Here is a 23,801-nt window from a genome sequence, read left to right on the forward strand (position 1 = left end):
ATGCGTTCCGGGGCGTGCAACCTAATTTTTTAGGTCCCTATCACTGTGCGGGACGTGGATATTACTATGTCGATCCTTTCTCTCAAATCTGTCTCAAAAAGCTTTGGCGCGCTGACCGTCACAGATGATGCGAGCTTTGACGTGTTGCAGGGCCAGGCCCTCGGCATCATAGGGCCGAACGGTGCTGGCAAATCCACATTGTTCAATCTGATTACGGGCAATGTGCGCGCAGATGGGGGCAGTATTCATTTCGAAGGGCGCGACGTGACAAGGGCTTCAGCAATGGAACGGTGTCTTATTGGCATCGGCCGCTCTTTCCAGATCCCACAACCATTCGAAAAACTGACGGTTTATGAAAACTTGCTTGTGGCCGCGACACACGGGCGAAACCTTAGTGAGGCCATCGTTCGCGACGATTGTGCGGATATCCTGGAACGCACAGAACTAATAAGGCGTGCTAACGTTCCGGCTGGTCGGCTGTCGTTGTTGGAACGCAAGCGGTTGGAACTTGCTCGGGCGATGGCGACGCAACCCAAGCTGCTGTTGCTGGACGAGATCGCGGGTGGCCTCACCGAAGGCGAATGCCAGGCGCTGATCCGCACGATCAAAGATATTCACGCACGCGGCGTCACAATTATCTGGATCGAACATGTGCTTCACGCACTGACGTCCGTCGTAGAAAGACTGCTGGTGTTGGACTTCGGCAAAGTCATCGGGCTTGGCGATCCGGAAGAGATTATGGCCAGCCGCGAAGTCCAGGAAATCTATCTGGGGATCGAAGTCTGATGGCCCCTTTACAAACCCCGCTTCTAAAAACCAACGGGCTGGTCGCCTACTATGGTGATTTTCAGGCCTTATTCGGTGTCGATATTGAGCTCGACGTGGACGAAACAGTTGCGATCATTGGAGCGAACGGCGCAGGTAAAACCACCCTGATGCGGTCCATAGCAGGCATTCTGCGCAATGCGGCAACGTCGGTATCATTTGATGGCCGTCCAATCGGTGCCCAACCGGCAGATGAGATTATGACGCAAGGCGTGGCTATGGTGCCGGAGGGTCGCAGGCTTTTCCCTTCCTTGAGTGTCGAAGAGAATCTGTTGATCGGAACTTACGGGCGTAAATCCCGCGGGTACTGGACGTTGGACACTGTATATGACCTTTTCCCAATCCTGCGCGAGCGGCGGAATAACCCTGGCACTGCGTTGTCTGGTGGACAACAACAGATGGTTGCAATCGGTCGCGCGTTGATGAGCAACCCGCGCGTGCTGCTGTGTGATGAAATCAGCCTTGGTCTTGCGCCCGTTGTAATCAAGGACATCTACAAAGCGGTCCCCGCTATCAAAGCTGCCGGAGCTTCACTCATCGTCGTCGAACAGGACATCGCGCAAGCCATGGCCTTCGCAGATCGCGTTTATTGTATGATGGAGGGTCGCGTGACGCTTTCCGGCACACCCGACACCCTCAGTCGCAATGACATCCATGACGCCTATTTCGGAGCAAGCCAATGATCTGGGTTGATACAGTTATCCAAGGCATATTGCTTGGAGGGCTTTATGCGCTTTTTGCATCAGGGCTAAGTCTTGTGTTTGGTATCATGCGGCTTGTGAACCTTGCTCATGGCGATTTGATCGTCATGGGAGCCTATCTTATCTTGGTTTTGGTCACGATACTGGGGTTGTCGCCATTCTTGGCTGCATTGATTGCAATGCCGGTCATGTTCTGCCTTGGATGGGTGTTGCAGAAGTTTCTGCTGAACCGCACATTGGGCGACGATATCCTCCCACCCCTTCTGGTCACATTCGGCCTGTCCATAGCGCTTCAAAATGCTCTACTCGAGACGTTTTCAGCCGACAGTCAGCGATTGCCAACAAGCGCATTGACGACGGCTTCGGTTCAGGCCGGCCCGGTCTCGCTGGGGGTGATGCCACTGTTAACGTTTGGCTCCGCCATTCTGGTGATCGTGGCGCTAAATCAGTTGTTCTACCGCACCGAGCTGGGCCGCGCGTTTCGCGCTACGTCGGATGATCCAACGACGGCGAGCCTCATGGGCATCAAGCCTGCAAATATCTTTGCGACTGCGACGGGTATTGCATTCGTTATTGTCACGATTGCGGCGTTGTATCTGGGGCTTCGGGCAAACTTTGATCCCAATATCGGCCCAGCCCGGCTGATCTACGCGTTTCAGGCAGTCATTATCGGCGGCCTTGGATCACTTTGGGGCACACTTTTGGGTGGCGTCATTATCGGTGTGGCACAGACTTTGGGGGCCGCAATCAATCCTGAGTGGCAAATCTTAGCAGGGCACTTCGCTTTTCTGCTTGTACTGCTTGTCCGGCCGCGTGGTCTCTTTCCTAGGGCGAATGACTGATGGCTTATTCTGTTACGACACAAACACCCGCGTCGCGGATTGCAGCAATCGCCGGCGTCATCTTGATCAGCCTACTGATAGCATTGCCGTTCTTTGCGGGCCGAGGGACGATCCAAGACATGTTCTTCATCCTTACGATGCTCGTTTTGGCGCAATTTTGGAACCTTCTTGCGGGTTATGGCGGATTGGTCAGCATTGGGCAGCAGGCTTTTGTCGGGACGGGTGCCTACGCGCTCTTTGGTGTCGTCATCCTTTGGGGGGTGGACCCAGTACCCGCAATCTTTTGCGCTGGTATCGCAGCACTTGTCATTGCAGTACCGACGGCCTTCTTTGCGTTCCGCCTGAACGGTGCCTATTTCGCGATCGGCACATGGGTCATTGCAGAGGTCGTGCGCCTGCTCGTCGCACAATGGAAAATGCTCGGCGGGGGCACCGGCACGTCTTTACCACGCGATGCAACCCGCGACATGTGGTTCATTGAATCAATCGAAAGCACACTTGGCCTTCGGTCGGCGGCTGCGCGCGATGTCCTGGCTTATTGGCTGGCATTGGTGTTGGCGTTGGCGACGATCGGAGGAATTTATTGGCTATTGCGGACTCGGCGCGGACTGGCATTGGCTGCCGTGCGCGACAATACCGAGGCGGCGAAATCCGTCGGCGTTGATGCGGGTCGAATGAAATGGATCGTGTTCCTGACGTCCGCCTTCGGCACCGGTTTGGCTGGTGGTCTGATCTATATGCAAAAAGCTCGGATCAGCCCAGACGCCGCCTTTAGCGTCACCGATTGGACCGCTTACGTGATCTTCATCGTCGTGATCGGCGGTATTGGCACAATTGAGGGACCTATTATCGGCGTGCTTGTCTTTTTTGCGCTGCAAACATTGCTGGCTGATTTCGGTAGCTGGTACCTGATGACGTTGGGTGTGCTCGCAGTTGTCGTCATGCTGGTTGCCCCTCGCGGCCTTTGGGGCCTGCTGAGCGAGCAAACCGGCCTACACCTTTTCCCAATTCGCCGCCGTCTAACGGGTGGCAAACTAGCATCTTCGGAGGAATAAATATGCCAGATATCACAACAGAGGTCCTGATCATCGGCACCGGTCCCGCCGGGTCGACAAGTGCGGCACTGCTGTCCAGCTATGGAGTCGATAACGTTGTGATAAACCGCTATCATTGGCTGGCCAACACGCCGCGTGCGCATATCACGAACCAACGCACAATGGAGGTGTTGCGGGACCTCGGTCGAGAGGTCGAGGATGAGGTGTATCTCAACGCTATGGATCAATCTTTGATGGGCGAGAACGTGTTTTGCGAAAGCCTCGCCGGTGAAGAGATTGGTCGCATGAAGTCGTGGGGCACGCATCCCTTATCCAAGGCGGAACATCTGCTGTCCTCACCAACATTCATGAATGATCTACCGCAAACATTTATGGAGCCAATCCTATTCAAGACTGCCTGCAAACGCGGCACCCGCGCTCGAATGAGCACAGAATACATCAGCCACTTGCAAGATGACGAAGGCGTCACAACAACCTGTCTCGACCGATTGACGGGCAAGGAACTCACCATTCGTTCGAAATACCTGATTGGGGCAGACGGCGGCAAATCGCTGGTGGCCGAAAACGAAGACCTGCCTTTCGAAGGTAATATGGGTGTTGGCGGCTCGATGAACATCTATTTCCGCGCGGACCTGTCCAAGTATGTCGCACACCGACCTTCGGTTCTCTATTGGGTAATGCAGCCAGGGGCCAACGTCGGCGGGATCGGCATGGGGCTGGTGCGCTGCATCCGGCCCTGGAACGAATGGCTGATCGTCTGGGGGTACGACATCAACGAACCCGCTCCAGAGGTCGACGAAGCAATGGCCACGGATGTCGCCCGTCAGCTCGTTGGCGATCCGGAACTTGAAATCGACCTGATTAGCGCGAATACATGGACGGTGAACGACACCTACGCGACCGAGATGTCCAAGGGCCGGGTGTTCATCATGGGTGATGCGGCACACCGCCATCCACCCTCCAACGGGTTGGGGTCGAACACGTCGATCCAGGACGCCTTCAACCTCGCGTGGAAAATGGCCGCGGTCGTCAAGGGTGAAGCGGGTGAGGCGCTTTTGGACAGCTACACCGTCGAACGCGCCCCCGTGGCCAAGCAGATCGTGACCCGTGCCAACCAGTCTATTGCCGAATTTGGTCCCATTTTTGAGGCATTGGGCATGACTGGCGGCACTGAGATCGAACAGATCAAGGCCAATATGGATGCCCGATGTGATGCCACGCCGGATGCAGAGGAACAACGGGACGCACTGAACACAGCAATTGCGTTTAAAAAGTATGAGTTCGACGCCCACGGCGTTGAGATGAATCAACGCTACACGTCGAACGCAACAGTGACTGATGGACAGATCGAGCCCGACTTCGCGCTCGATGCCGATCTTCACTATCAGCCGACGACGTGGCCCGGCGCGCGGATCCCGCACGCATGGCTTTTTGATGAAGACGGGGCAAAACACTCGACACTCGATCTAGCCGGAGGTGGGGTATTTACCATCTTTACCGGCCTGGGCGGAAGGACTTGGGCGGATGCTGCAAGGGACGTCGGCGAAAAGCTAGGCATAAAAATCCGCGCCCATGTTATCGGCCCACGCCAGCAATATGTGGATCACACCGGCGATTGGGCGCGCGCGCGGGAGGTGGGTGATGCCGGCTGCATCTTGACCCGCCCTGACCAGCATGTGTGCTGGCGCAAAGATGGAACGGCAGAAGATCCTGTTTTGGAATTGACCCGCGTCTTGACCGCGATTTTGGCTCGATAGGAGGTTGTTATGAGCACTCTGGAACAAGGTTTTTTTACCGAAGAGAACTCGGCTGAAGTTGTTACCAGTCAAATCGCGGCGACAACGGAACCGCGATTGGCTGAAGTCATTTCCGCTATCACCCGGCATCTTCATGCTGCGGTAAAAGAAATTGAGCCTACCCAAGACGAATGGATGGCTGCCATCAAATTCTTAACCGAAACGGGCCATAAATCGGATGACTGGCGGCAAGAATACATACTGCTGAGTGATATTTTTGGGGTCTCCATGTTGGTGGATGCAATCAATAACCGCAAACCTAGTGGAGCATCGGAATCAACAGTTTTGGGACCGTTCCATGTCCCCAACGTGCCTGAAATGTCGATGGGGTCGAATATCTGCCTTGATGGCAAGGGGCATCCAATGCTGATCAAGGGTCGTATCTTGAACACGGATGGTAATCCTATTGAGGGCGCCAAGATTGATGTCTGGCAGACAAATGATGACGGCTTCTATGACGTGCAGCAAAAAGGCATACAACCTGATTTCAATTTGCGTGGCGTTTTTCGGACCGGTTCGGATGGGACGTACAACTTTTGGGGTGCAAAACCTCGCTTCTATCCAATTCCTGATGATGGGCCTGTAGGAAAGTTGCTAAGAAGTTTAGGGCGTCACCCGTATCGCCCTGCGCATTTGCACTATATTTTAGAAGCACGGGGCTATGAAACGCTTGTCACTCATATATTCGATCCCGATGACAAGTATATCCAATCTGATGCGGTCTTTGGTGTTAAAGAAAGCTTGTTGGCAAAGTTCGATTTGATCGAGGATCCAGCGCGTATTGCCAACGAAGGGGTCGACGGGCCGTTTTATGAAGTGGTTCACGATTTCGTATTGGCACCCTCATCATGACTACGCCCTGCATCATATGCGTCGCAATCACGGGCAGTCTGCCACGCAAGGAGAACAATCCCGCTGTACCAATTACTGTGTCCGAACAGGTCGAAAGCACGCAAGAGGCTTTTGAAGCCGGTGCCAGCATTGTCCATGCTCATGTGCGCAATGATGACGAAACGCCTTCCAGCGATCCTGAAAAATTTGCGGCCCTTAAGGAAGGTGTGGAAAAACACTGCCCAGGCATGATCATTCAGTTTTCAACTGGAGGACGCTCTGGTGCGGGTAAAACTCGCGGCGGCATGATCTCATTGCGGCCTGAGATGGCGTCACTGTCAGTCGGGTCCAATAACTTTCCAACCCGCGTCTATGAAAACCCGCCTGATCTTGTGGATTGGTTGGCGTCGGAAATGGTCGCTCATGGTGTTAAGCCAGAAGTTGAAGCCTTTGACTTGTCTCATATTTTAAAAGCCGCAGAGATGCACAAGGCAGGGAAGATAACAGATACTCCCTATGTGCAATTTGTCCTCGGGGTAAAAAATGCGATGCCAGCTGATCGGCATGTCTTTGATTTCTATGTTCAAACCGTCAAACGACTGTTTGGCGATGGTGCTCAGTGGTGCGCGGCAGGGATAGGAGCGGATCAATTCACTCTGAATGATTGGTCAGTTTCTGCAGGTGGTCATGCGCGGACGGGACTCGAGGATAACATTCGTATCGACAAGGCCAACCTGGCACCATCAAACGCTGCTTTGGTACGGCGTGTCGTTGATCTTTGCAATAGATACGAACGCCCGGTTGCCAGCTGCTCGGAGGCGCGGTCATTGCTCGGTTTGGAACGATACCTGCCGCCTGATTGATGTGTAAAGAGTGGTTTGCACCGACAGCAGAACAGGGGTCTTTCTCAAATAGAAGACCACGCAGCCTCGTCTAGTTGCTGGTCATACGATAACAAGGCTTGTATTTACTCTGGTGGCACGAACATGCCACCAGAGTTTGTATTTCCTTCTATCGGGCGAGGTCAAAAAACAAAATTTCTGCCGCGTTACCTTGGTCAAATGTCAGTGGGCCGCTGCCATCAATGGCTAGACCGTCGCCCTTGGACAAAGCGATGCCATTCACGTTTAGAGATCCATTGGCAACTTGCACCCAACCTTTGCGTCCAACCTTCAGGTCAGTACTGATCGCCTGACTGTCTTCCAATGTCGCGGCATAGACGCTTGCGTCTGCCTGGGTTGTCATGGAGCCGTTGCGCCCATCTCGGGAAAGGAACAGTTTGAGCTTGCCACTTTTGTCGTCGTTTGACAGATCAATGGTGTCATATGCGGGCTTGGTATTCTGCCTCGCTGGCATTAGCCAAATCTGCAAGAACCGCATTTTGTCAGTCGAAGATGGGTTGAACTCGGAATGCGTGACGCCTGAACCTGCGCTCATGTATTGAACACCGCCCGCACTAACAACTGATCCGTTGCCCAGAGAGTCCTTGTGTTCAAGCGCGCCTTCTAGCACATAAGAGAAAATCTCGGCGTTTTTGTGCGGGTGCCGTCCAAACCCTTTGCCACCCGTGACGATATCATCGTTGATGACACGCAGATTTCCAAATCCCATATGCTGTGGATCATAGTACTCTCCAAAGCTGAAACTATGCGCTGACTTCAGCCAACCAAAATCAGCCCGCCCACGTTCACGTGAAGGTCGAACGGTGAATCTCAAACTACCTTTTTGGGTTGTGTATTTTTTCTTGATGTTCATGCTGCTACTCCTTCGTAGGCCAAGGTCGCGATCTTGGACTGTGCGGCTGCGATCTTGCTGTCGGCATTTGCACCTAGTTCATCGGCTGCAATGATTGTCACATTGGTGATTCCGATGAACTTCATGATGTGCCTGAGGTATCCTGACGCGAAATCTATATCGCTACCGACTTTCGTTCCTCCTGATGCCAAAACGATAATTACGCGTTTGTCCGACAGCAGTCCAACCGGGCCGTTTTCAGTGTATTTGAACGTCACTCCGACTCGGGCGACCTGATCAATCCATGCCTTCAAAACAGCAGGAACAGAGAAGTTGTAGATTGGCGCTCCAATAACCAGTGTGTCAGCACTCTTGATTTCACTGATCAGCTCATCTGAAAGGGCTAGGATTTCGCGTTCCTTGGGGCCACGATCAACTGGTGCAGTGAAGTTCGCTGATAACCAGTCGTTCGTCAGCAACGCAACACCTTCAGTCAAGTCACGTACGATGATCGCATCTGCATTCAGTTGCTCCAAAACTGCATCAGACAGTTGCCGTGAGACAGATCCTTCGTGCCGGGCGCTCGCTTGTATGTTCAATATAGTACATGCCATGTCGGTTTCCCTTGATTTTGAATTGCTCGGTGTGGTTTGCGCAAATCTGCGAATTTATTTTCGAACGTTTCTCACGCACTTCTCTTGAACATGAGAGGTTTGGGCTTGGGCTTGACTTTCATGCCTTCAAGGACTGAGGGATAAAGCCGTCGATCAACGGCAGTTTGCGCAGCGCGAATGGGCCACTGCCTTGTAGGGCAACGACAACCGCAAGAAGCACCAGCAACAATGGAAACTCCCAACCGCCACCTTCTGAGCTGAACACCCAGCCGTTGTTGGCATGTGCCCAAAGTGCACCCAATAAAAGCGGGATGGAGAGCAGGGAAGCTAGGCGCGTATAGAGACCCAATAGAATAGCTGTGCCACCTATGATTTCTGCGAAGATCGTCAGATAGGCGGCAGATGCGGGCAACCCGAGACTTGCAAAATACCCTACAGTGCCTGGAATTGTGAAGACGAGTACCTTCAAAAGCCCGTGGGATACTAAGATGCTCCCAAGGGACAATCGGGTGAGAAGGGCGCCGTAGTTAGAGTTGGTTTGCTGTGTCATTATCTTACTCCAATAGTGTTGGTGTTTGTCTGAAGTATAGATTGCATGCCAACCTAGAATTGATAATACTGAACATTGGAAGAAAACTAATTCCATTGAGTTGATAGTCGAATGGACCATGTTTCACGCGTCGGTGTCTTCATAGCGGTTGTCAAAGCTGAGAGTTTTGCGGGTGCAGCGCGTGCGTTGGGCATTACAAGTTCGGCGGTGTCCAAACAGATCCAGAACCTTGAGCAAGATCTGCAAGTCAAACTTCTTAACCGCACAACTCGGAAGGTCTCCGTCACGGAAGAGGGGGCTGTTTTTTTTGAAGGTGCGGCTCGGGCGTTGGAAGATTTGCAGGAGGCGCAGGAACAGATTTATGAACTGAAATCGCGTCCACGAGGGCGATTGAAGATCAGTCTTCCCCAGAGCTTAGGGAAAAAATACTTCGGACATATGATTGCTTCTTTTGCAGCGGAGTATCCTGAAGTTGAACTGGATGTCAGCCTGGACGATCGCATCGTTGATATCGTAAATGAAAATTTTGATTTGGCTCTGCGGATAGGATCGCTTCAAGATACATCGCTCATTGCGCGACGAATGGCGTCTTGTCCCTTTGTTCTTTGCGCTAGCGCCACCTATCTGGAAGTACACGGAACTCCCAAACGACCAGCCGACCTCGTGCGCCACAATGTTTTGGAGTTTACGGGGAATAGCGGGTTACATGAGTGGCGTTTTAAGGACGCGAATGGCCAAATCGGACAGGTCAGTCTAACGGGCAATTTCAAATCTGATTCCGGAGACATTTTATGTCGTGCAGCTCAAGAGGGCGTGGGAATTGCTCTTCTTCCAATCTTTTATGTTGCCGAATACATCGAAAACCAAGAACTGTGTGCAGTATTGCCAGATCACGTGACTTGGCCAAACCGGGACATATACGTCATCTTCCAACCAAGCCGCTTTCAGTCGACGCGGCAACGGCTGTTTGTTGATCATCTGATATCGACCTGTAAACAATTCCCATGGGAGTGCTAACCATGGCGTTGGGCCGTTATGTGCAGCGCTGACATTTTGCGTGTGAGAGATACCTGAGCGAACACCTCTTCCTGGGGTTTTGCCACGGGACCGACTCGAATTCCGAAACCCCGAGAAACCCGGAATGATGCCTTCTGACCCGGATTCCTTCCGACGCTTTCGTGAATAGAAGCGGCTGCTTGCAGTATGTGATAAACCAAAACTAAAATGGATCAATACGATGGGACTTGCCGGGGCGTCACGCCTAACTTGCAATAATCTCGGTGACACAAGAAGCTATGAGGTAAGCGGTGGGGCGAAAGACGAAGATCGGGCGCGTCAGTGACGCAGACATTCACTTGATGCGAGTCTTTCAAAAGGTTGTTGAGTGCGGCGGAATCGCGGCTGCACAGATTGAGTTGGGCGTTGGAAGTTCAACCATTTCCAAACAGCTGAGCGCATTAGAAACCCGGTTTGGTTTCAAATTATGCAACAGAGGTCGTTCCGGCTTCCGTCTTACCCAGCAAGGCGAGCGGGCTTTGGTTTTTATACAGCAGTTTCTTGCCGCCTCTAGCGAACTAACCGCCAATATCGCAGGATTGAACGAAGAGCTTGTTGGTGAAGTCAGCATCGGTATCGTGGACAATTCTTATAGTGATCCGGCAAATCCGCTCGTAGCAGCCATGCAGGAGTTTCACAATATTGCCCCCCTCGTAAACATCAATCTGGCAACGGGTTCCTCCAGCGACATCGAGTTGGGGGTGCTGGAAGGGTATTATCATTTTGGTCTGTTTCCCAAGTACCAACAGCGGCATGAGCTTACCTCCTATGAAATCTATTCTGAACGGATCGGCTTGTTTGCAGGCCAGAAGCATCCGGTTGCGGAGCTGCTTCGTGATGGCCAGGACCTGAAACCCAAGGATGTCCGCAAATTCCGGATTGTGAACTTTGGCAGCAGAGAGCCGGAAGCATTGATCCGAAAAAAGGCCCGATTTGAACTGGGTGGCACTGTGAATTCAGCAGAGGGCGTCGCGGCGTTGGTTCGCTCGGGCATCTACCTGGGGTTTTTTCCGCAGCATGTTGCTGCTGGCGCAGGGGACTTTGTTGAAATTTTGCCGGACACCTTCAGTTATGAAATGCCGATGGCCCTGGTTCATCGCAGGAATCGCCAGCGAACACCTGTGTTCCAGGAATTCCTCAGGATTCTGGAATCTAGCGCGAAAAACTAGCGTCCAATTCGCTTGTTCAGGGGCCTTACATTATTTTCATAAAATGGAAAGTATCTCGGAATAGCTTGCCATTTTTTGAGTGTGAGAAAGGCGATATTTCTGACACGTGAACCAAATTCCGGGGGAAACGTGTCACAGCAGACCAATAGCATCCTGAGTGTGCAGAACATCGAAAAATACTTCGGTGCGCACCACGTATTGAAAGGGTTGTCCCTTACAGCCTGCTCAGGTGACGTCATTTCAATTCTTGGCTCTTCAGGGTCAGGAAAGAGCACGTTCCTGAGATGCATCAACCTCCTTGAGAATCCTTCAGAAGGGCAGCTTTTCCTCGATGGCAAGGAGCTGAATCTCAGCCGGCACCGAGACCGGCAGCTCTACGCAACAAGCTCAAAAGACTTGGCAGAGTACAGAACGCAAGTTGGCATGGTGTTTCAAAGCTTCAACCTGTGGCCGCATCTGACGGTTCTTGAAAATGTCATTGAGGGGCCTGTGCATGTTGAACGCGTCTCCAAAAGCGAAGCGCTTGAGCGGGCCGAGGCTTATCTCGACAAAGTCGGGGTTCTTGATCGCAAGGATTACTACCCGTCACAACTATCCGGCGGCCAGCAGCAGCGTGCTGCCATAGCGCGGGCTCTGGCGATGGAGCCTAAAGTTCTTTTGTTCGACGAGCCGACTTCCGCATTGGACCCGGAGCTGGTTGGCGAAGTTCTGAAAGTCATGCAGCAACTGGCGGCTGAAGGTCGGACGATGCTGGTTGTGACCCACGAAATGGGTTTTGCCCGCAACGTCAGCAACCAGGTCATGTTCCTCAATCAAGGCACCGTGGAAACCAATGGCTGCCCAGAGGAACTCTTCTCTTCCCCAACAAATCATACGCAGAGATGGGCCGAGTTTGTCTCGCGCGCATACGACTGAAATCACGGCAACCACTAACAGGGAGAACAACATGAAAAAAACAACCGCAATCGCAATCATTGGCCTGATGCTTGGGCACGCGGCCTCGGCAGAAGAGTTGACAATCCGCTGGGGCACCGAGGCTGGTTACAAACCCTTTATGTACAAGACGTCCGATGGGGGGCTCACTGGCTTTGACTATGACATAGGAAATGCCATCTGTGCTGAGCTCAAAGCTACCTGCACCTGGACCGAACAAGACTGGGACGGCATTATCCCTGCTCTTCAGGCCGAGAAATACGATGCCATTCTGGCTTCTATGAACATCACCGATGATCGTAAGCGTGTCGTTGACTTCTCTGAACGGTATTACCGGATTCCCAACCGGTTCGTGGCGCGCGAAGACGCACCGATTGACGAAAACTCTGACCTTGATGGTGTTGTGATCGGCGTACAGCGAGCAACGATCCAGGTGGGCTACCTGCGTGCGAAGTGGCCGAAAGCCACCATTCGTGAATACCCGACCTGGGATGAAGTCTGGCTCGACCTGTCGGCTGGGCGCGTGGATACCGCCATGGCCAACATGATCGTGATTCAGGACAGTTTTCTGACCACGGATAACGGCAAGGGTTTTGTCATGCAGGATACCAACCACACGGATCCGGAACATTTCGGGGAAGGAACCGGTATCGCCGTCCGCAAGGGTGAAACCGAACTGGCGAAAAAAATCTCCGGGGCGATCCAAGATCTGAGGGCGAACGGCACCTATGCGGAAGTAAACAGCAAGTACTTTCCGTTTGACGTCTACGGCGAATGAAACTGACGGCTGGCGGGGAGGAGTTTCCTCCCCGTGTCTCCTCTCCACCCAAAGGCAGAGAAAGGAGTTTCAGGCATGGACCAACTCATTGAATTTGGGCCAATGGTCCTGGGTGGGCTCAAAGTCACGATTCTGCTCGCCCTCACGTCGCTGTTTATAGCAACTTGTTTCGGATTGGCCGGGGCGGCCCTGAAACTGAGCCGCAGCAGAGTTCTCCGCATGGTCGGCAGTGCCTACACGACACTGGTGCGCGGAATTCCTGACCTGGTTCTGATGCTTCTCATCTTCTTTGGCGGCCAGATCCTGATCAATGATTTGGGCAAGCTCACCGGGCTTTGGCGCTATGTTGAAATCGATCCATTTACTGCGGGTATGTTTACTCTGGGCTTCATTTTTGGCGCCTATATGACGGAAACGTTCCGTGGAGCGTTTCTGGCCATTCCCGCTGGCCAGATCGAAGCGGCGCAATCCATCGGGATGTCTCCGCGAACGTACCTTGTACGGATCGTCTGGCCCCAAATTGTGCCAAGGGCGCTGCCGACATTCACGAACAACTGGTTGGTACTGCTCAAGACCACCGCACTTGTGTCGATCATCGGGCTGCATGACATCGTCTACAATGCATATCAGGCGGGCCGGACGACCCAGGAACCGTTCATCTTCCTGATGGTGAGCTTTTTTATCTACCTCGTTCTTACGCTCATTTCCGACTTTTTCCTCAGGAAACTCGGAAGAGTGTACGCATTGAAATAGGACAAAAAATGGATCTGGCGCTCATATATGACAATTGGGAACTGTTTGCGCGCGGGCTGCAAAACACCATCATTCTTGTCTCTTGCTCGCTTCTTTTCGGCGGTGTTCTGGCGGTGCCTCTGGCGATGGTGCAGGCCTATAACGTGCCGGTGCTTGGGAAGCTTGCGTTGGGGTACTCTTATGTCTTCCGCGGGACGCCGCTGCTGGTCCAGCTGTTCATCATTTACTATGGGTTGGCTCAGTTTGAGACGGTACGAAATTCGATCTTCTGGCCGGTGCTGCGCGAACCTTTCTATTGCGCTCTAATCGGCTTCTCGCTGAACGGCGCAGCATATGCGAGCGAGATTTTCCGCGGGGCACTTTTGGATGTGGGTAAAGGCTATTGGGAAGCTGCCATGGCCTGCGGGATGTCATGGGCAGCGGCCTTCCGTCGTATCATCCTGCCGATTGCTCTGCGCAAATCCATCCCGGCTTATTCCAACGAAGTTATCTTCGTTTTGCATGGCAGTGTTCTGGCATCGACCATCACTGTCGTGGATATTCTGGGTGCCGGACGGCAGTTAAATGGCACGTACTACGTCACTTACGAAGGCTTCATAACGGCAGCAGCGCTTTACATGGCGATTGTCTTCACCTTGTCGCTTGTGTTCCGCGCACTCGAGTTCAAGTTCCTGCGGTTCATGTAGGAGCAGGCATCCGGTCTGATCGCGATTAGCCCGGCAGCGCGATAGCTACTACTGAAAGCGTCGCTTCGGCGCGAATAACAGGGAAACCTCATGATCGACCTATATTTTGCCCATGTCCCGAATGCTCAGAAGATACACATCATGCTGGAGGAATGCGGACTGCTTTACCGGCTGATTCAAATCGACATCGACGCTGGCGACCAGTTCCACCCGGACTACCTGAAGCTCAATCCAAACAACAAAGTGCCAACGATCACGGATCACAATGGTCTTGGCGGTGTTCCCACTACAATCTTTGAATCCGGCGCAATCCTTCTTCATTTGGCGGACAAAGCGGGCAAATTCCTGCCGCTTCCCTATGCGGAAAGAATGGAAGTATTCCAGTGGCTGTTCTGGCAAGTGGGTGGTTTCGGGCCGATGTTGGGACAAGCACATCACTTTCTGAAATATGCACCGATGCGTCCTGAAGAGCCTGTGGTTCTGCCCTATGCCCAAGATCGCTACCGGAATGAGGCGTGCAGGCTCTACAATGTTCTGGACCGGCGGCTGTCGGAATCCGAATACGTTGGAGGAGATGAATACAGCATTGCCGATATGGCCGTGTTCCCATGGGCGCGGTTACACGAGCGCCAGGGTCAGGATCTGAGTGATTTCCCAAATGTGGCAAGTTGGTTTGAAAGGGTCGGCAAGCGCCCGGCTGTAGCCAGGAGCGTCGCTTTTTCTACGGATACAGTCCCGGAATTCACCGAAGAAAGCTGGGGCATGGGGTTCGGCGCAATGCAGTACCGCAAACGTTAATGCAAGGCACTGAAAGTCCTTACTTCCTCATGCAGGTATGAGTTCTTCTCGTTTGTCCCGGGGCGCTCTCTGTTCAATCCTCATGTAGGGAAACTGGCTGCAATCCAGACTGCCGGGCGGGGGCGATCCTGATGCCGGTTTATAGGCCAAATGGAAAAGCAAGAAGGAAAACCTGCGATGAGTGAACAATTTTCATTTGAACCTGTCTCGGCATCAGAGGTGCCGAGATTTGCCGGGCATCCGACGTTCATGCGCTTGCCGGCGATCGGGGTGGATGAGGAACGTATCAGCCAGGTCGACATCGGTTTTGTTGGGGTGCCCTGGGATGGGGGGACCACGAACCGCCCCGGCGCCCGGCACGGTCCGCGCCAGTTGCGTGACTATTCGACCATGATCCGAGCCATGCATCCGGTAAGCAAGGTGCGCCCATTTTCGATGGTGAACTGTGCTGATCTGGGGGACAGCCCGGTCAACCCGGCGGACTTGATGGACACGATGGAGCGCGTCACCGGCTGTTACCGTCAGCTACGGGATTTTGGGATTACACCAATGACGGCCGGCGGCGATCATCTGATTTCGCTCCCCATCTTGCGGGCGCTCGCTGAAAAAAGCCCGTTGAGCATGATCCACTTCGACGCTCATACGGACCTGTTTGATGAGTATTTCGGTGGCTGCAAGATCACCCATGGCACTCCGTTTCGCAGGGCGATCGAAGAGGGGCTGCTTGATCCCAAGCGGGTCATTCAGATCGGCATTCGAGGCACAACCTACGACGAGGCAGATGTCGAATGGGGGCTGGAACAGGGTGTCCGTATCATCACGATAGAAGAGGTTCTGGACAGGGGAATTGGCGACGTGATGACCGAGGCGCGCCGCATCGTTGGTGATACCCGCACATATGTCAGCTTTGATATCGATTGCATCGACCCATCATTTGCCCCCGGCACAGGCACGCCGGAAATCGGTGGTTTTTCCACACGCGAGGCTCAACAGCTAGTGCGCGGTCTGACTGGGGTGAATATCGCAGGTGCGGACCTCGTGGAGGTATCTCCTCCTTTCGATCCAAGCGGCGGAACTGCCTGGGTTGGCGTGTCCGTGATGTTTGAGATTCTGTGCGCCATGGCGCCAAGTGTTGCGAACCGCAAAACGCGGGCTTGACCGTTTCTGTAATTTACGATGCCAGGCGGGTCTACTCGCCTGGCTACCCATGAATAATTTTCATGATAATTCAATCTGAAATTTGATGGAGACCTTAGATCACTTTTCGTAACTAACTTAAATATTGAAATTAATGCCAATTCTGGCGCCTTTCAAAAAGGATTCTCATGTCAATGATAGAACTTTTCATATGAGTTTTTATAGACCTCATGAGCGCTTCAGGGGTACCCTTCAAACACGTTTTCAACAGCCAGGAAAAGGGGAGCCTTATGCCGGATCACCACCTGCGGCCAATGTTTGAGCCGAATGCAATCGCAATCGTCGGTGCCTCTGCGCGGGAAGGATCCCTCGGCTACCGTGCCACATGTCAGGCCCTGATTGGCGGTTTCGAGGGAGGGATCTATCCGATCAACCCGAGATATGAAGAGATCCAGGGCGCCAAATGTTATCCGTCTTACGATCAGCTTCCTGAGTCGGCTGAGTTGGCGGTTCTCGCCGTTGGGGACAAGCACATTGAAGAGCAGTTGCGGTTCGCAATCAAGCATGGCGCAAGGGCGGCGGTGATCTTTACCAGCGGATATCTCGATGAAGATATTGAGCCGGTTCTGAAAGACAGACTTGAAAAAATGGCGGCAGATGCCGGGATATCCTTGTGCGGCGCCAATTGCATGGGGTTTGTGCAGCTTGAAACCGGTGTGCGGGGTACCTGGTTTGATTATGAGGAGCTTCGTCCCGGCAATATCTCACTGATCAGCCACTCCGGTATCGTTTACCGGGCGCTGGCAGGTGCGGATCCGCGGCTTAAATTCAACATGGTGGTGTCTCCGGGACAGGAACTGGTGACCACTGCGGCAGACTATCTTGACTATGCTCTTAGTCTTGAGAGCACATGCGTGGTTGGCCTTCTGCTTGAAACAGTGCGTGATCCGGCAGGCTTCCGGCGGGCCCTGGCCAAGGCCAACGAGCGAAACATCCCGATTGTTGCTCTCAAGGTTGGGCAAACCGAACTGAGCACGCAGCTCGCTCAAAGCCACTCTGGCGCACTGGCGGGCAATGATGCCGCCTATAGCGCACTGTTTGAACATTATGGTGTGCAGAGAGTGCAGGACATTGACGAGCTGAGTGCAACCCTCGCCTTGATGGCGGAATATCCCAATCTGGGGGCTGGACAGCTCGCCTCGGCGCATGATTCCGGTGGTCTTCGCGGCATGGTAATCGACCTCGCGGATAAGGCTGGGGTGCAATTTTCACAAATCAGCAAAGACACAACCAAACGATTGGAGGAAGTGCTTGATTACGGGCTGCCGCCGGTTAATCCGGTTGATGCGTGGAACGGTCTTGATGGGTTTGAGGAGAGTTTCACGCAATCGCTGACAGCATTGGCAAACGATGCGGATACGGCTCTCAGCATCCTGTTCACGGATATCATCATCGAGGATGAAGTCTGGGATACGTTCATGCGGATTCCAAAGAGCGTGGTGGATGCAACAGGCAAACCGGTGGCTCTGGCGTTGAACTGGAGCCGTTCACCCAAGGCGGATTCCGCCTTGCCAGCACAGCTAAGCGGCATCCCTGTCATTGACGGTGCAGGCAACGCTATTCTGGCGGCAAAACATGCCCTGTCCTATCGTGATTTTCAGGCGCAGCCGCCTAAAATGTCCCGATTCAGGCCTGACGCCGGAGCGGTGTCGAAGTGGCGCCGGATACTTGCGGAGGGAAATCCGCTGGATGAGGCGGCAAGTGGCGAGCTGATGGCTGATTTCGGCATTCCAGTGGCCCCGTATTCTGTCACCGAAACTTTAGAAGAAACACTGCAGGCGGCGGAGCGGCTGGGCTATCCGGTTGTGCTGAAAACCGCAGTCGAGGGCATTTTGCACAAGTCTGATGTTGGCGGGGTGCGACCTAACCTTGCGGATGAGGTCATGCTGAAGGCTGCGCATGCGGATATAACCAGCCGTCTGGGCAGCAGAACGCTGGTCTCGAAGATGGTCGAAGGCGATGTGGAACTCGCGCTGGGTGTTGTGGTTGATGAGCAGTTCGGACCACTGGTCATGGTGGGTGCTGGCGGGATTTTGATCGAGGTTCTGAAAGACCGGGAATTCCTGATGCCGCCAATTGATCAGGCCTCCGCTGCGGCGGCCCTTGGCCGTCTAAAAATTGCACCGATGCTGGACGGAGTACGCGGGGCGCCGCCGGTTGACCGGCAAAGGCTGTTTGCCGCGATCGAACGGCTCGGTGCGATGGCGGATGCGTTGGGCGATGTGCTGTCCGAAGTGGACCTGAACCCTTTTCTTGCCAGTTCGGATGGCTGCGTCGCGGTTGATGCGCTGGTTGTGCCTAAGGCCGTACAGGCAAGTAATTCTGTCGAGGAGGCTGCTCATGTCTGAGCCCTGCTTCGAGACGCTGGACATATCCGTGGAACGCGGCGTCTGTCTGATTACGCTGAGCCGACCGGAAAAGCTGAATGCAATGAACCACCAGATGATCAAGGATCTGCGGCAGGTTCAGCTTTGGGTGGAAGAGGCGCCTGAAGTGAAAGCTATTCTGCTGAGTGGGGCGGGGCGCTCGTTCTGCGTTGGGTTCGACCTGCAGGAGGCCGATGCTGCGACCGATATTCCCGGGGTTAAGGAGAACCGCAAAATCCTGGAGGAGGATTTTGCCATGCTTATGGGCTTTTGGAATTGCTCCAAACCCACCATTTCCGCAGTCTTTGGCCATTGCCTGGCCGGCGGTATGGAACTGGGCCTGTCCTGCGATCTGACGATCGCCGGTGAAAACACCCGGTTTGGCGAGCCTGAATTGCGGTTTGGCGTCGGTATCGGTTGCATGCTGATGCCGTGGTTGACGGGACCGAAACAGGCCAAGGAAATCTACTTTCTGGGTGACGATCGGATCTCGGCTGCGGATGCCCTGTCTATGGGGCTTATCAACCGTGTGGTTCCGGATGGTCAGGTCCTGGATTCAGCGATGGCGATGGCGCAAAAGCTAGCCGTCATTGATGAAGATGCGATGCGCATGACAAAAATGGCGATGAACCGCAGCTACGAGATTATGGGCATGCGCGACGCTATGCAGGTTGCCTTGGACATTGATGTGGAGATCGCATCTCTGGATACGCCGGACCGGCGTAAGTTCCGTGAAATTTCCGTCCAGGAAGGGCTTAAGGCTGCTCTGGCATGGAGAAATTCGCGCTTTGATCAATGAGAGCGGCGCGGCGGGCATACTATCAGGTGTGCCCGTCAAAGTCCGCGACCGAAAAATCCAATTCTCCTGGGAGGGGCAACTGTGTTCAATGCACTGATCGTTGAAAAAGATGACGAAGGTAAAACTCACGCGAAGCTGCAAAAAGTTTCTGAGGATGCCTTGCCGGACGGCAATGTACTCGTCAACGTCGAGTATTCGACGCTGAACTATAAAGATGGGCTGTGCCTTGGCCCCGGCGGCGGGTTGGTTCGCAATTATCCGCATGTGCCTGGCATTGATTTGGCCGGAACGGTCGAGACCTCGGAAGATACCCGATATGCGCCGGGAGATAAAGTTGTGCTGACCGGATGGCGGGTCGGTGAAGCGCATTGGGGCGGTTATTCCCAAAAAGCGCGCGTGAACGGAGACTGGTTGGTCCCGCTTCAGGAAGGCATGTCCAATCGCCAGGCGATGGCAGTTGGTACGGCAGGGTTCACGGCAATGCTTGCCGTTCTCGCGCTGGAGGATCACGGCCTGAAACCAGGGGATGGCCCGGTGCTGGTAACCGGAGCTGCGGGTGGCGTGGGATCAGTTGCCACCGCGATCCTTGCCAAGCGGGGATATGAGGTTGCTGGCGTGACGGGGCGTCCCGAGACTGCAGGATACCTGCAATCCCTTGGGGCGCAGACAATTGTGCCGCGCGAGGAGCTTGCTGAGACTGTCAAGCGGCCGCTGGAGAAGGAAACCTGGGCGGGCTGTATTGATGCGGTTGGCGGAGACATGCTCGCCCGCGTCCTGGGTCAGATGAAATACGGTGGTTCTGTTGCTGCCGTCGGTCTTGCGGGGGGTGCACAGCTGCCGGCTACGGTCATTCCCTTCCTGCTGCGTGGCGTGAATCTGCTGGGTATCGACAGCGTTATGCAGCCTTACGGTAATCGCCTCCGGGCCTGGGAGCGTCTGCAAAGGGACCTTCCGTTAGAGAAGTTGGAGGCCATGATTCAGCCGGCAACTTTGTCGGATTTGCCGCTGCTTGGCTCCAACATCCTGAAGGGACATGTCAAAGGGCGGGTTGTTGTCGATGTGAACGCTTGATTGGCAGTTTGCTCAGATGCTGAGATAGGTGGCATAGAGCTTCACGCGAGACCTGCTAGTCGCATTTGGGTGTATCTTGCGAGCTATGTACGCGTTGGGCCGCTTTTGCCGTGCGGCTCAATGCGCTTTTGTTTTGAGCGCTCTTCGAACAGGAAATCTCTGAAGGCCCTGACATCTTTCTTTTTCAGGGAGCTCTTGAGGCAGACGACATAGAAACCCAATCGAGGATCGAGGCTGCCTTCAAACGGTGCCACAAGCTGCCCCTTTTCAAGTTCTGACAGCAGCAGGGACCGGTGGCCCATGATGACCCCGGCACCGCTGATCGCCGCTTCGACCAGTGCGTGTTCGCTGTCAAGGCAAGGGCCATGCTCCTGTTCCGCATTCAATTGGATGCCTTGGCAGGAAAACCAGTCCGTCCACTCTTGATAGTCCAGGTAGTGAAGCAGGGTCGCGTGCTCCAGGTCCTTGATGGATTGGATTGGCAGAACAGGGCTGAAGAAGGGGATCAGATCGGCGGACATGAGGCGTTTGCATTCCACATCCGGCCAGTCCCCGAGGCCGCGCCGGACGGAAATGTCCACGTTCAGGGTGTCCAAATTTGCCGGGCGGACAGTGTGCTGGATGTTCAGATCAACTTCCGGGTGTTGCAGCATGAAGTTTCCGAGCCGTGAAGACAGCCAGCGGGCGCCGAATGTCGGTGTTACACTGACAGAAACGGATCTTCTGGAGGCTCGGGCAGAAAACTTCTCAGCTGCGTTGCGGATCCGGTCAAATGCGGGCCGAATGTCCGCCAGAAGTTCATAACCTTCCTTTGTCAGCGCTATGCCGCGTCCTTCCCGGGTAAACAGTTTTACATCAAACCATTGCTCCAGCTGTTTGATCTGATGACTGATGGCCGTCTGAGTGACTGACAGCTCTTCCCCCGCATTGCTGAAGCTGAGCAATCTTGCCGCAGATTCAAAGGCGCGAAGGGAGTTTAGAGGGGGGAGCTGCATTTCATTTACGTCTTATCATGAGAATAGCTCATACCTACCAAGCCAAATCTCAATTGTAAACTTTCTGGTGTTCCTTAAATTGAAGGGGAAGTCGTAAGCTTGTGTTGAGGCAAAATGAGACATTCTCATGCGTTCAACCTGAAGATTCTCGAGGGTCACATGGCAACAGATGCAATTTCACCCAGCATTGAGACCATTGTCAAAAAGGGTCTGTGCACTGGCTGCGGTCTTTGCGCAAGTATTGCAGAGAACGCTTTGGAGATGAAAATCACCTCCGCCGGGCGGATCCGGCCAGTGGTAAAAGAGAAAGTTTCAGATGAGCAACTAAAGGCAATTCATGCGGTTTGCCCTGGTTTGCATGTCACTGCGCCTGATCCAAAAGTTGCTGGTCCTAACGGCAAAAACCACCCGGTCTGGGGACCCATCCGAGACATGAAGCGTGGCTGGTCATCTGATCCAGCGGTCCGTTTTCGCGCGGCAGCAGGAGGGACATTGACGCAGTTTGGCATTCACCTCCTTGAGACCGGAAAAGTCGATGCCATCGTTCACGTGCGTACGTCGAAAGGTAATCCGATGTTGAGCGATGCACATGTCAGCACCACGCGCGAAGAAGTCATCGAAGGGTCCCAGTCGCGCTATGGTCCAGCCGCACCTCTGGTAAATGTCCATAAACTGCTGGACGAGGGAAAGCGGTTCGCCGTTATTGCCAAGCCTTGCGACATAGCTGCCATTCGCAATCTCCAAAAATCCGACCCGCGCGCGAAAGAGCAAATCCCTTATTGTCTGACACTGTTCTGCGGTGGTTATGCAAGTGCGCTAACCCCTCCGAAAATCGCCCGGTATCATGGTGTCGAACCTGAAAATGTCGCGGTCTTCCGGTTCCGCGGCAACGGATGGCCCGGGCCACTGCGGGTGGAGAGCAAGCAGGGCGAGATCTTTGATCTCGGCTACGAAGACTCCTTCGACAAAGAAGATCTGCCATGGACGTACGACGTTCAGTTCCGGTGCAAGATCTGCGCCGACGCGATCGGAGAACAAGCTGATATTTCCAGTCCGGACGCATGGGTTCTGAAAGATGGGGTGCCAATATACGATGAAGCCCCAGGGGTAAATCTTCTGATTGCGCGGACTGAGACCGGAGAAAAGCTCCTCAATGAAGTTATCGCATCCGGTGAGATGGAAACGGCTCCTTTCGATATGCAGGAAATGGATGCCATGCACGCGAGTCACCTGCCAAGGAAACTGCAGTTTCCTGGACGGCATCTGGGTGTGTGGCTCGCTGGTCAGCCAATCACAAGCTTCCGTGGTTTTAGGTGGTGGAAAGCTCTGTTGAGAGGTGGTCTGTTAGAAAATTTCAAAAGTATGTATGGAACCTGGAAGCGTGTCCGCCGCGGAGACAACCTTGAACCGCTGGACTAATCCCTCAAGAACAATCTTTATTGAGTATAACCTGGTGTGCGAGATCTCCCCGCGCGCACTGCTCAATGGCTGCATTCGCTCTTCAGAACGTGGACATTGGGTCTTTTCTCTAGGGCATGACGGCACTTTCTTAAGTTGGTTGGTGTGGAACACAAGCGTGACGAATCCGGTCTAAGTCGATTGATGGTGGAGTCTATGAGCTTAATGGGCTCCACTGACTGCTTTTTGATGCCCGGGTTTCGGCGGAAATCCCGTGGAGCTCAGTATTAAATGCCTCAAACGGTCCCTCGGGGTCGATCAGGACAGAGTAGGTTTGCAAAGTACCCGCGTCACTGACAAAACAAAGCCCGATCTGGCAGATGCTACCGATAGATTTGCCCGCTGTTTCAACGTCCAACGCAATAAACCGAAAAAGCCCGGTTGGCGGCGTTTTAAGATGCTCAAATTTGTTCAACATATCCACCTTTTGGGTGCCCTACATCTGACGGAATTCCTCAAACCTCGCGGCCAGGTCAACAATTGAGCACCCTACTGTTCGCGGGTCAAATGGGTCTAGGCAAGTCATTATCCCTCTCAAGGAATACAGCCTGCCAAAATGACGCTTCTGCTACTGCTTTGGCATACCAAGATGGATAGCACAGTGAGATATCTGGGAGTCGAATTGGAAGATGCGCTCGCGATTTCGGAGGTCCTTGAAACCTAAGTCTTCGGGCCGCTCGACATGGACAGCCCCTATGCGGTCAACAGACGCTGTGCCGTCACTTTGTTGCTCGTGCAAACTTTCCCGTCGAATGTCAACTTCACCGCTGACGCCAGACTCGTCCGGGTATCGC

The 23,801-nt window shown here is 53.8% G+C and carries 23 protein-coding genes; 19 read left to right on the forward strand and 4 right to left on the reverse strand.

Annotated features, from left to right (window positions below; translation table 11 throughout):
- The first annotated feature begins 66 nt into the window (after positions 1-66).
- From HW561_RS14280 to HW561_RS14310, 7 genes are read left to right on the forward strand one after another with little or no spacing between them, the layout of a single operon-like run.
- On the forward strand, positions 67-786 hold the full coding sequence (locus tag HW561_RS14280) for an ABC transporter ATP-binding protein (protein ID WP_176865904.1): 720 nt from the start codon (positions 67-69) through the stop codon (positions 784-786).
- Positions 786-1,508, forward strand: coding sequence for an ABC transporter ATP-binding protein (locus tag HW561_RS14285; RefSeq protein WP_176865906.1), 723 nt, complete (start codon positions 786-788; stop codon positions 1,506-1,508). Before HW561_RS14280 ends, HW561_RS14285 begins: the two co-directional genes overlap by 1 nt.
- Positions 1,505-2,368, forward strand: coding sequence for a branched-chain amino acid ABC transporter permease (locus HW561_RS14290; protein WP_176865908.1), 864 nt, complete (start codon positions 1,505-1,507; stop codon positions 2,366-2,368). Before HW561_RS14285 ends, HW561_RS14290 begins: the two co-directional genes overlap by 4 nt.
- Positions 2,368-3,423, forward strand: a complete 1,056-nt coding sequence (locus HW561_RS14295; protein WP_176865910.1) for a branched-chain amino acid ABC transporter permease — start codon at positions 2,368-2,370, stop codon at positions 3,421-3,423. Before HW561_RS14290 ends, HW561_RS14295 begins: the two co-directional genes overlap by 1 nt.
- Positions 3,424-3,425: 2 nt before the next feature.
- A complete protein-coding gene (locus HW561_RS14300; RefSeq protein ID WP_176865912.1) occupies positions 3,426-5,180 on the forward strand; it encodes an FAD-dependent oxidoreductase in 1,755 nt (584 codons plus the stop codon).
- Positions 5,181-5,189: 9 nt separating this feature from the next.
- Positions 5,190-6,071: an intradiol ring-cleavage dioxygenase gene (locus tag HW561_RS14305; protein ID WP_176865914.1), complete on the forward strand. Its 882-nt coding sequence runs from the start codon at positions 5,190-5,192 to the stop codon at positions 6,069-6,071.
- A complete protein-coding gene (locus HW561_RS14310; protein ID WP_176865916.1) occupies positions 6,068-6,913 on the forward strand; it encodes a BKACE family enzyme in 846 nt (281 codons plus the stop codon). The genes HW561_RS14305 and HW561_RS14310 overlap by 4 nt, the downstream gene beginning before the upstream one ends.
- A gap of 148 nt (positions 6,914-7,061) precedes the next feature.
- Here the strand turns inward: HW561_RS14310 and HW561_RS14315 are convergent, their stop codons facing one another.
- The 3 genes from HW561_RS14315 to HW561_RS14325 form a co-directional block, all read right to left on the reverse strand.
- Entirely contained in the window at positions 7,062-7,805 is a 744-nt protein-coding gene (locus HW561_RS14315) for a pirin family protein (RefSeq protein WP_176865918.1), read from the reverse strand.
- Positions 7,802-8,398 carry an FMN-dependent NADH-azoreductase gene (locus tag HW561_RS14320; RefSeq protein ID WP_176865920.1) on the reverse strand — a complete coding sequence of 199 codons (597 nt, stop codon included), beginning with the start codon at positions 8,396-8,398 and terminating at the stop codon, positions 7,802-7,804. The genes HW561_RS14315 and HW561_RS14320 overlap by 4 nt, the downstream gene beginning before the upstream one ends.
- A 118-nt stretch (positions 8,399-8,516) precedes the next feature.
- Positions 8,517-8,948 carry a DoxX family protein gene (locus HW561_RS14325; RefSeq protein WP_176865922.1) on the reverse strand — a complete coding sequence of 144 codons (432 nt, stop codon included), beginning with the start codon at positions 8,946-8,948 and terminating at the stop codon, positions 8,517-8,519.
- Between the two features lie 111 nt (positions 8,949-9,059).
- Here HW561_RS14325 and HW561_RS14330 point away from each other — a divergent pair, with 111 nt between their 5' ends.
- The 11 genes from HW561_RS14330 (at position 9,060) to acuI (ending at position 20,554) form a co-directional block, all read left to right on the forward strand.
- A complete protein-coding gene (locus HW561_RS14330) occupies positions 9,060-9,965 on the forward strand; it encodes a LysR family transcriptional regulator (RefSeq protein WP_176865924.1) in 906 nt (301 codons plus the stop codon).
- Positions 9,966-10,255: 290 nt separating this feature from the next.
- On the forward strand, positions 10,256-11,173 hold the full coding sequence (locus HW561_RS14335) for a LysR family transcriptional regulator (protein ID WP_176865926.1): 918 nt from the start codon (positions 10,256-10,258) through the stop codon (positions 11,171-11,173).
- Between the two features lie 129 nt (positions 11,174-11,302).
- The gene (locus tag HW561_RS14340) at positions 11,303-12,088 is read left to right on the forward strand and encodes an ABC transporter ATP-binding protein (protein ID WP_328803289.1); all 786 of its coding nucleotides are present in this window, start codon (positions 11,303-11,305) and stop codon (positions 12,086-12,088) included.
- A 31-nt stretch (positions 12,089-12,119) separates the two neighbouring features.
- The gene (locus HW561_RS14345) at positions 12,120-12,884 is read left to right on the forward strand and encodes a transporter substrate-binding domain-containing protein (protein WP_176865928.1); all 765 of its coding nucleotides are present in this window, start codon (positions 12,120-12,122) and stop codon (positions 12,882-12,884) included.
- 75 nt (positions 12,885-12,959) lie between these two features.
- Entirely contained in the window at positions 12,960-13,637 is a 678-nt protein-coding gene (locus tag HW561_RS14350; protein ID WP_176865930.1) for an ABC transporter permease, read from the forward strand.
- Between the two features lie 8 nt (positions 13,638-13,645).
- On the forward strand, positions 13,646-14,323 hold the full coding sequence (locus tag HW561_RS14355; protein ID WP_176865932.1) for an ABC transporter permease: 678 nt from the start codon (positions 13,646-13,648) through the stop codon (positions 14,321-14,323).
- A gap of 90 nt (positions 14,324-14,413) precedes the next feature.
- The gene (locus HW561_RS14360) at positions 14,414-15,121 is read left to right on the forward strand and encodes a glutathione binding-like protein (protein ID WP_176865934.1); all 708 of its coding nucleotides are present in this window, start codon (positions 14,414-14,416) and stop codon (positions 15,119-15,121) included.
- Positions 15,122-15,298: 177 nt separating this feature from the next.
- A complete protein-coding gene (gene speB / locus HW561_RS14365) occupies positions 15,299-16,279 on the forward strand; it encodes an agmatinase (RefSeq protein ID WP_176865936.1) in 981 nt (326 codons plus the stop codon).
- 269 nt (positions 16,280-16,548) lie between these two features.
- On the forward strand, positions 16,549-18,666 hold the full coding sequence (locus HW561_RS14370) for an acetate--CoA ligase family protein (RefSeq protein ID WP_176865938.1): 2,118 nt from the start codon (positions 16,549-16,551) through the stop codon (positions 18,664-18,666).
- Positions 18,659-19,483, forward strand: a complete 825-nt coding sequence (locus tag HW561_RS14375; protein WP_176865940.1) for an enoyl-CoA hydratase/isomerase family protein — start codon at positions 18,659-18,661, stop codon at positions 19,481-19,483. The genes HW561_RS14370 and HW561_RS14375 overlap by 8 nt, the downstream gene beginning before the upstream one ends.
- An 81-nt stretch (positions 19,484-19,564) precedes the next feature.
- Positions 19,565-20,554, forward strand: a complete 990-nt coding sequence (gene acuI / locus HW561_RS14380) for an acryloyl-CoA reductase (protein ID WP_176865942.1) — start codon at positions 19,565-19,567, stop codon at positions 20,552-20,554.
- An 83-nt stretch (positions 20,555-20,637) separates the two neighbouring features.
- On the opposite strand, the gene gcvA is transcribed toward acuI, so the two are convergent.
- Entirely contained in the window at positions 20,638-21,549 is a 912-nt protein-coding gene (gene gcvA / locus HW561_RS14385; protein ID WP_176865943.1) for a transcriptional regulator GcvA, read from the reverse strand.
- A 294-nt stretch (positions 21,550-21,843) separates the two neighbouring features.
- Here gcvA and HW561_RS14390 point away from each other — a divergent pair, with 294 nt between their 5' ends.
- On the forward strand, positions 21,844-22,968 hold the full coding sequence (locus HW561_RS14390) for a Coenzyme F420 hydrogenase/dehydrogenase, beta subunit C-terminal domain (RefSeq protein WP_176865946.1): 1,125 nt from the start codon (positions 21,844-21,846) through the stop codon (positions 22,966-22,968).
- Positions 22,969-23,801: the final 833 nt, after the last annotated feature.

The organism is Ruegeria haliotis (assembly GCF_013377785.1).
GTDB classification, from domain to species: Bacteria; Pseudomonadota; Alphaproteobacteria; order Rhodobacterales; family Rhodobacteraceae; genus Ruegeria; species Ruegeria haliotis.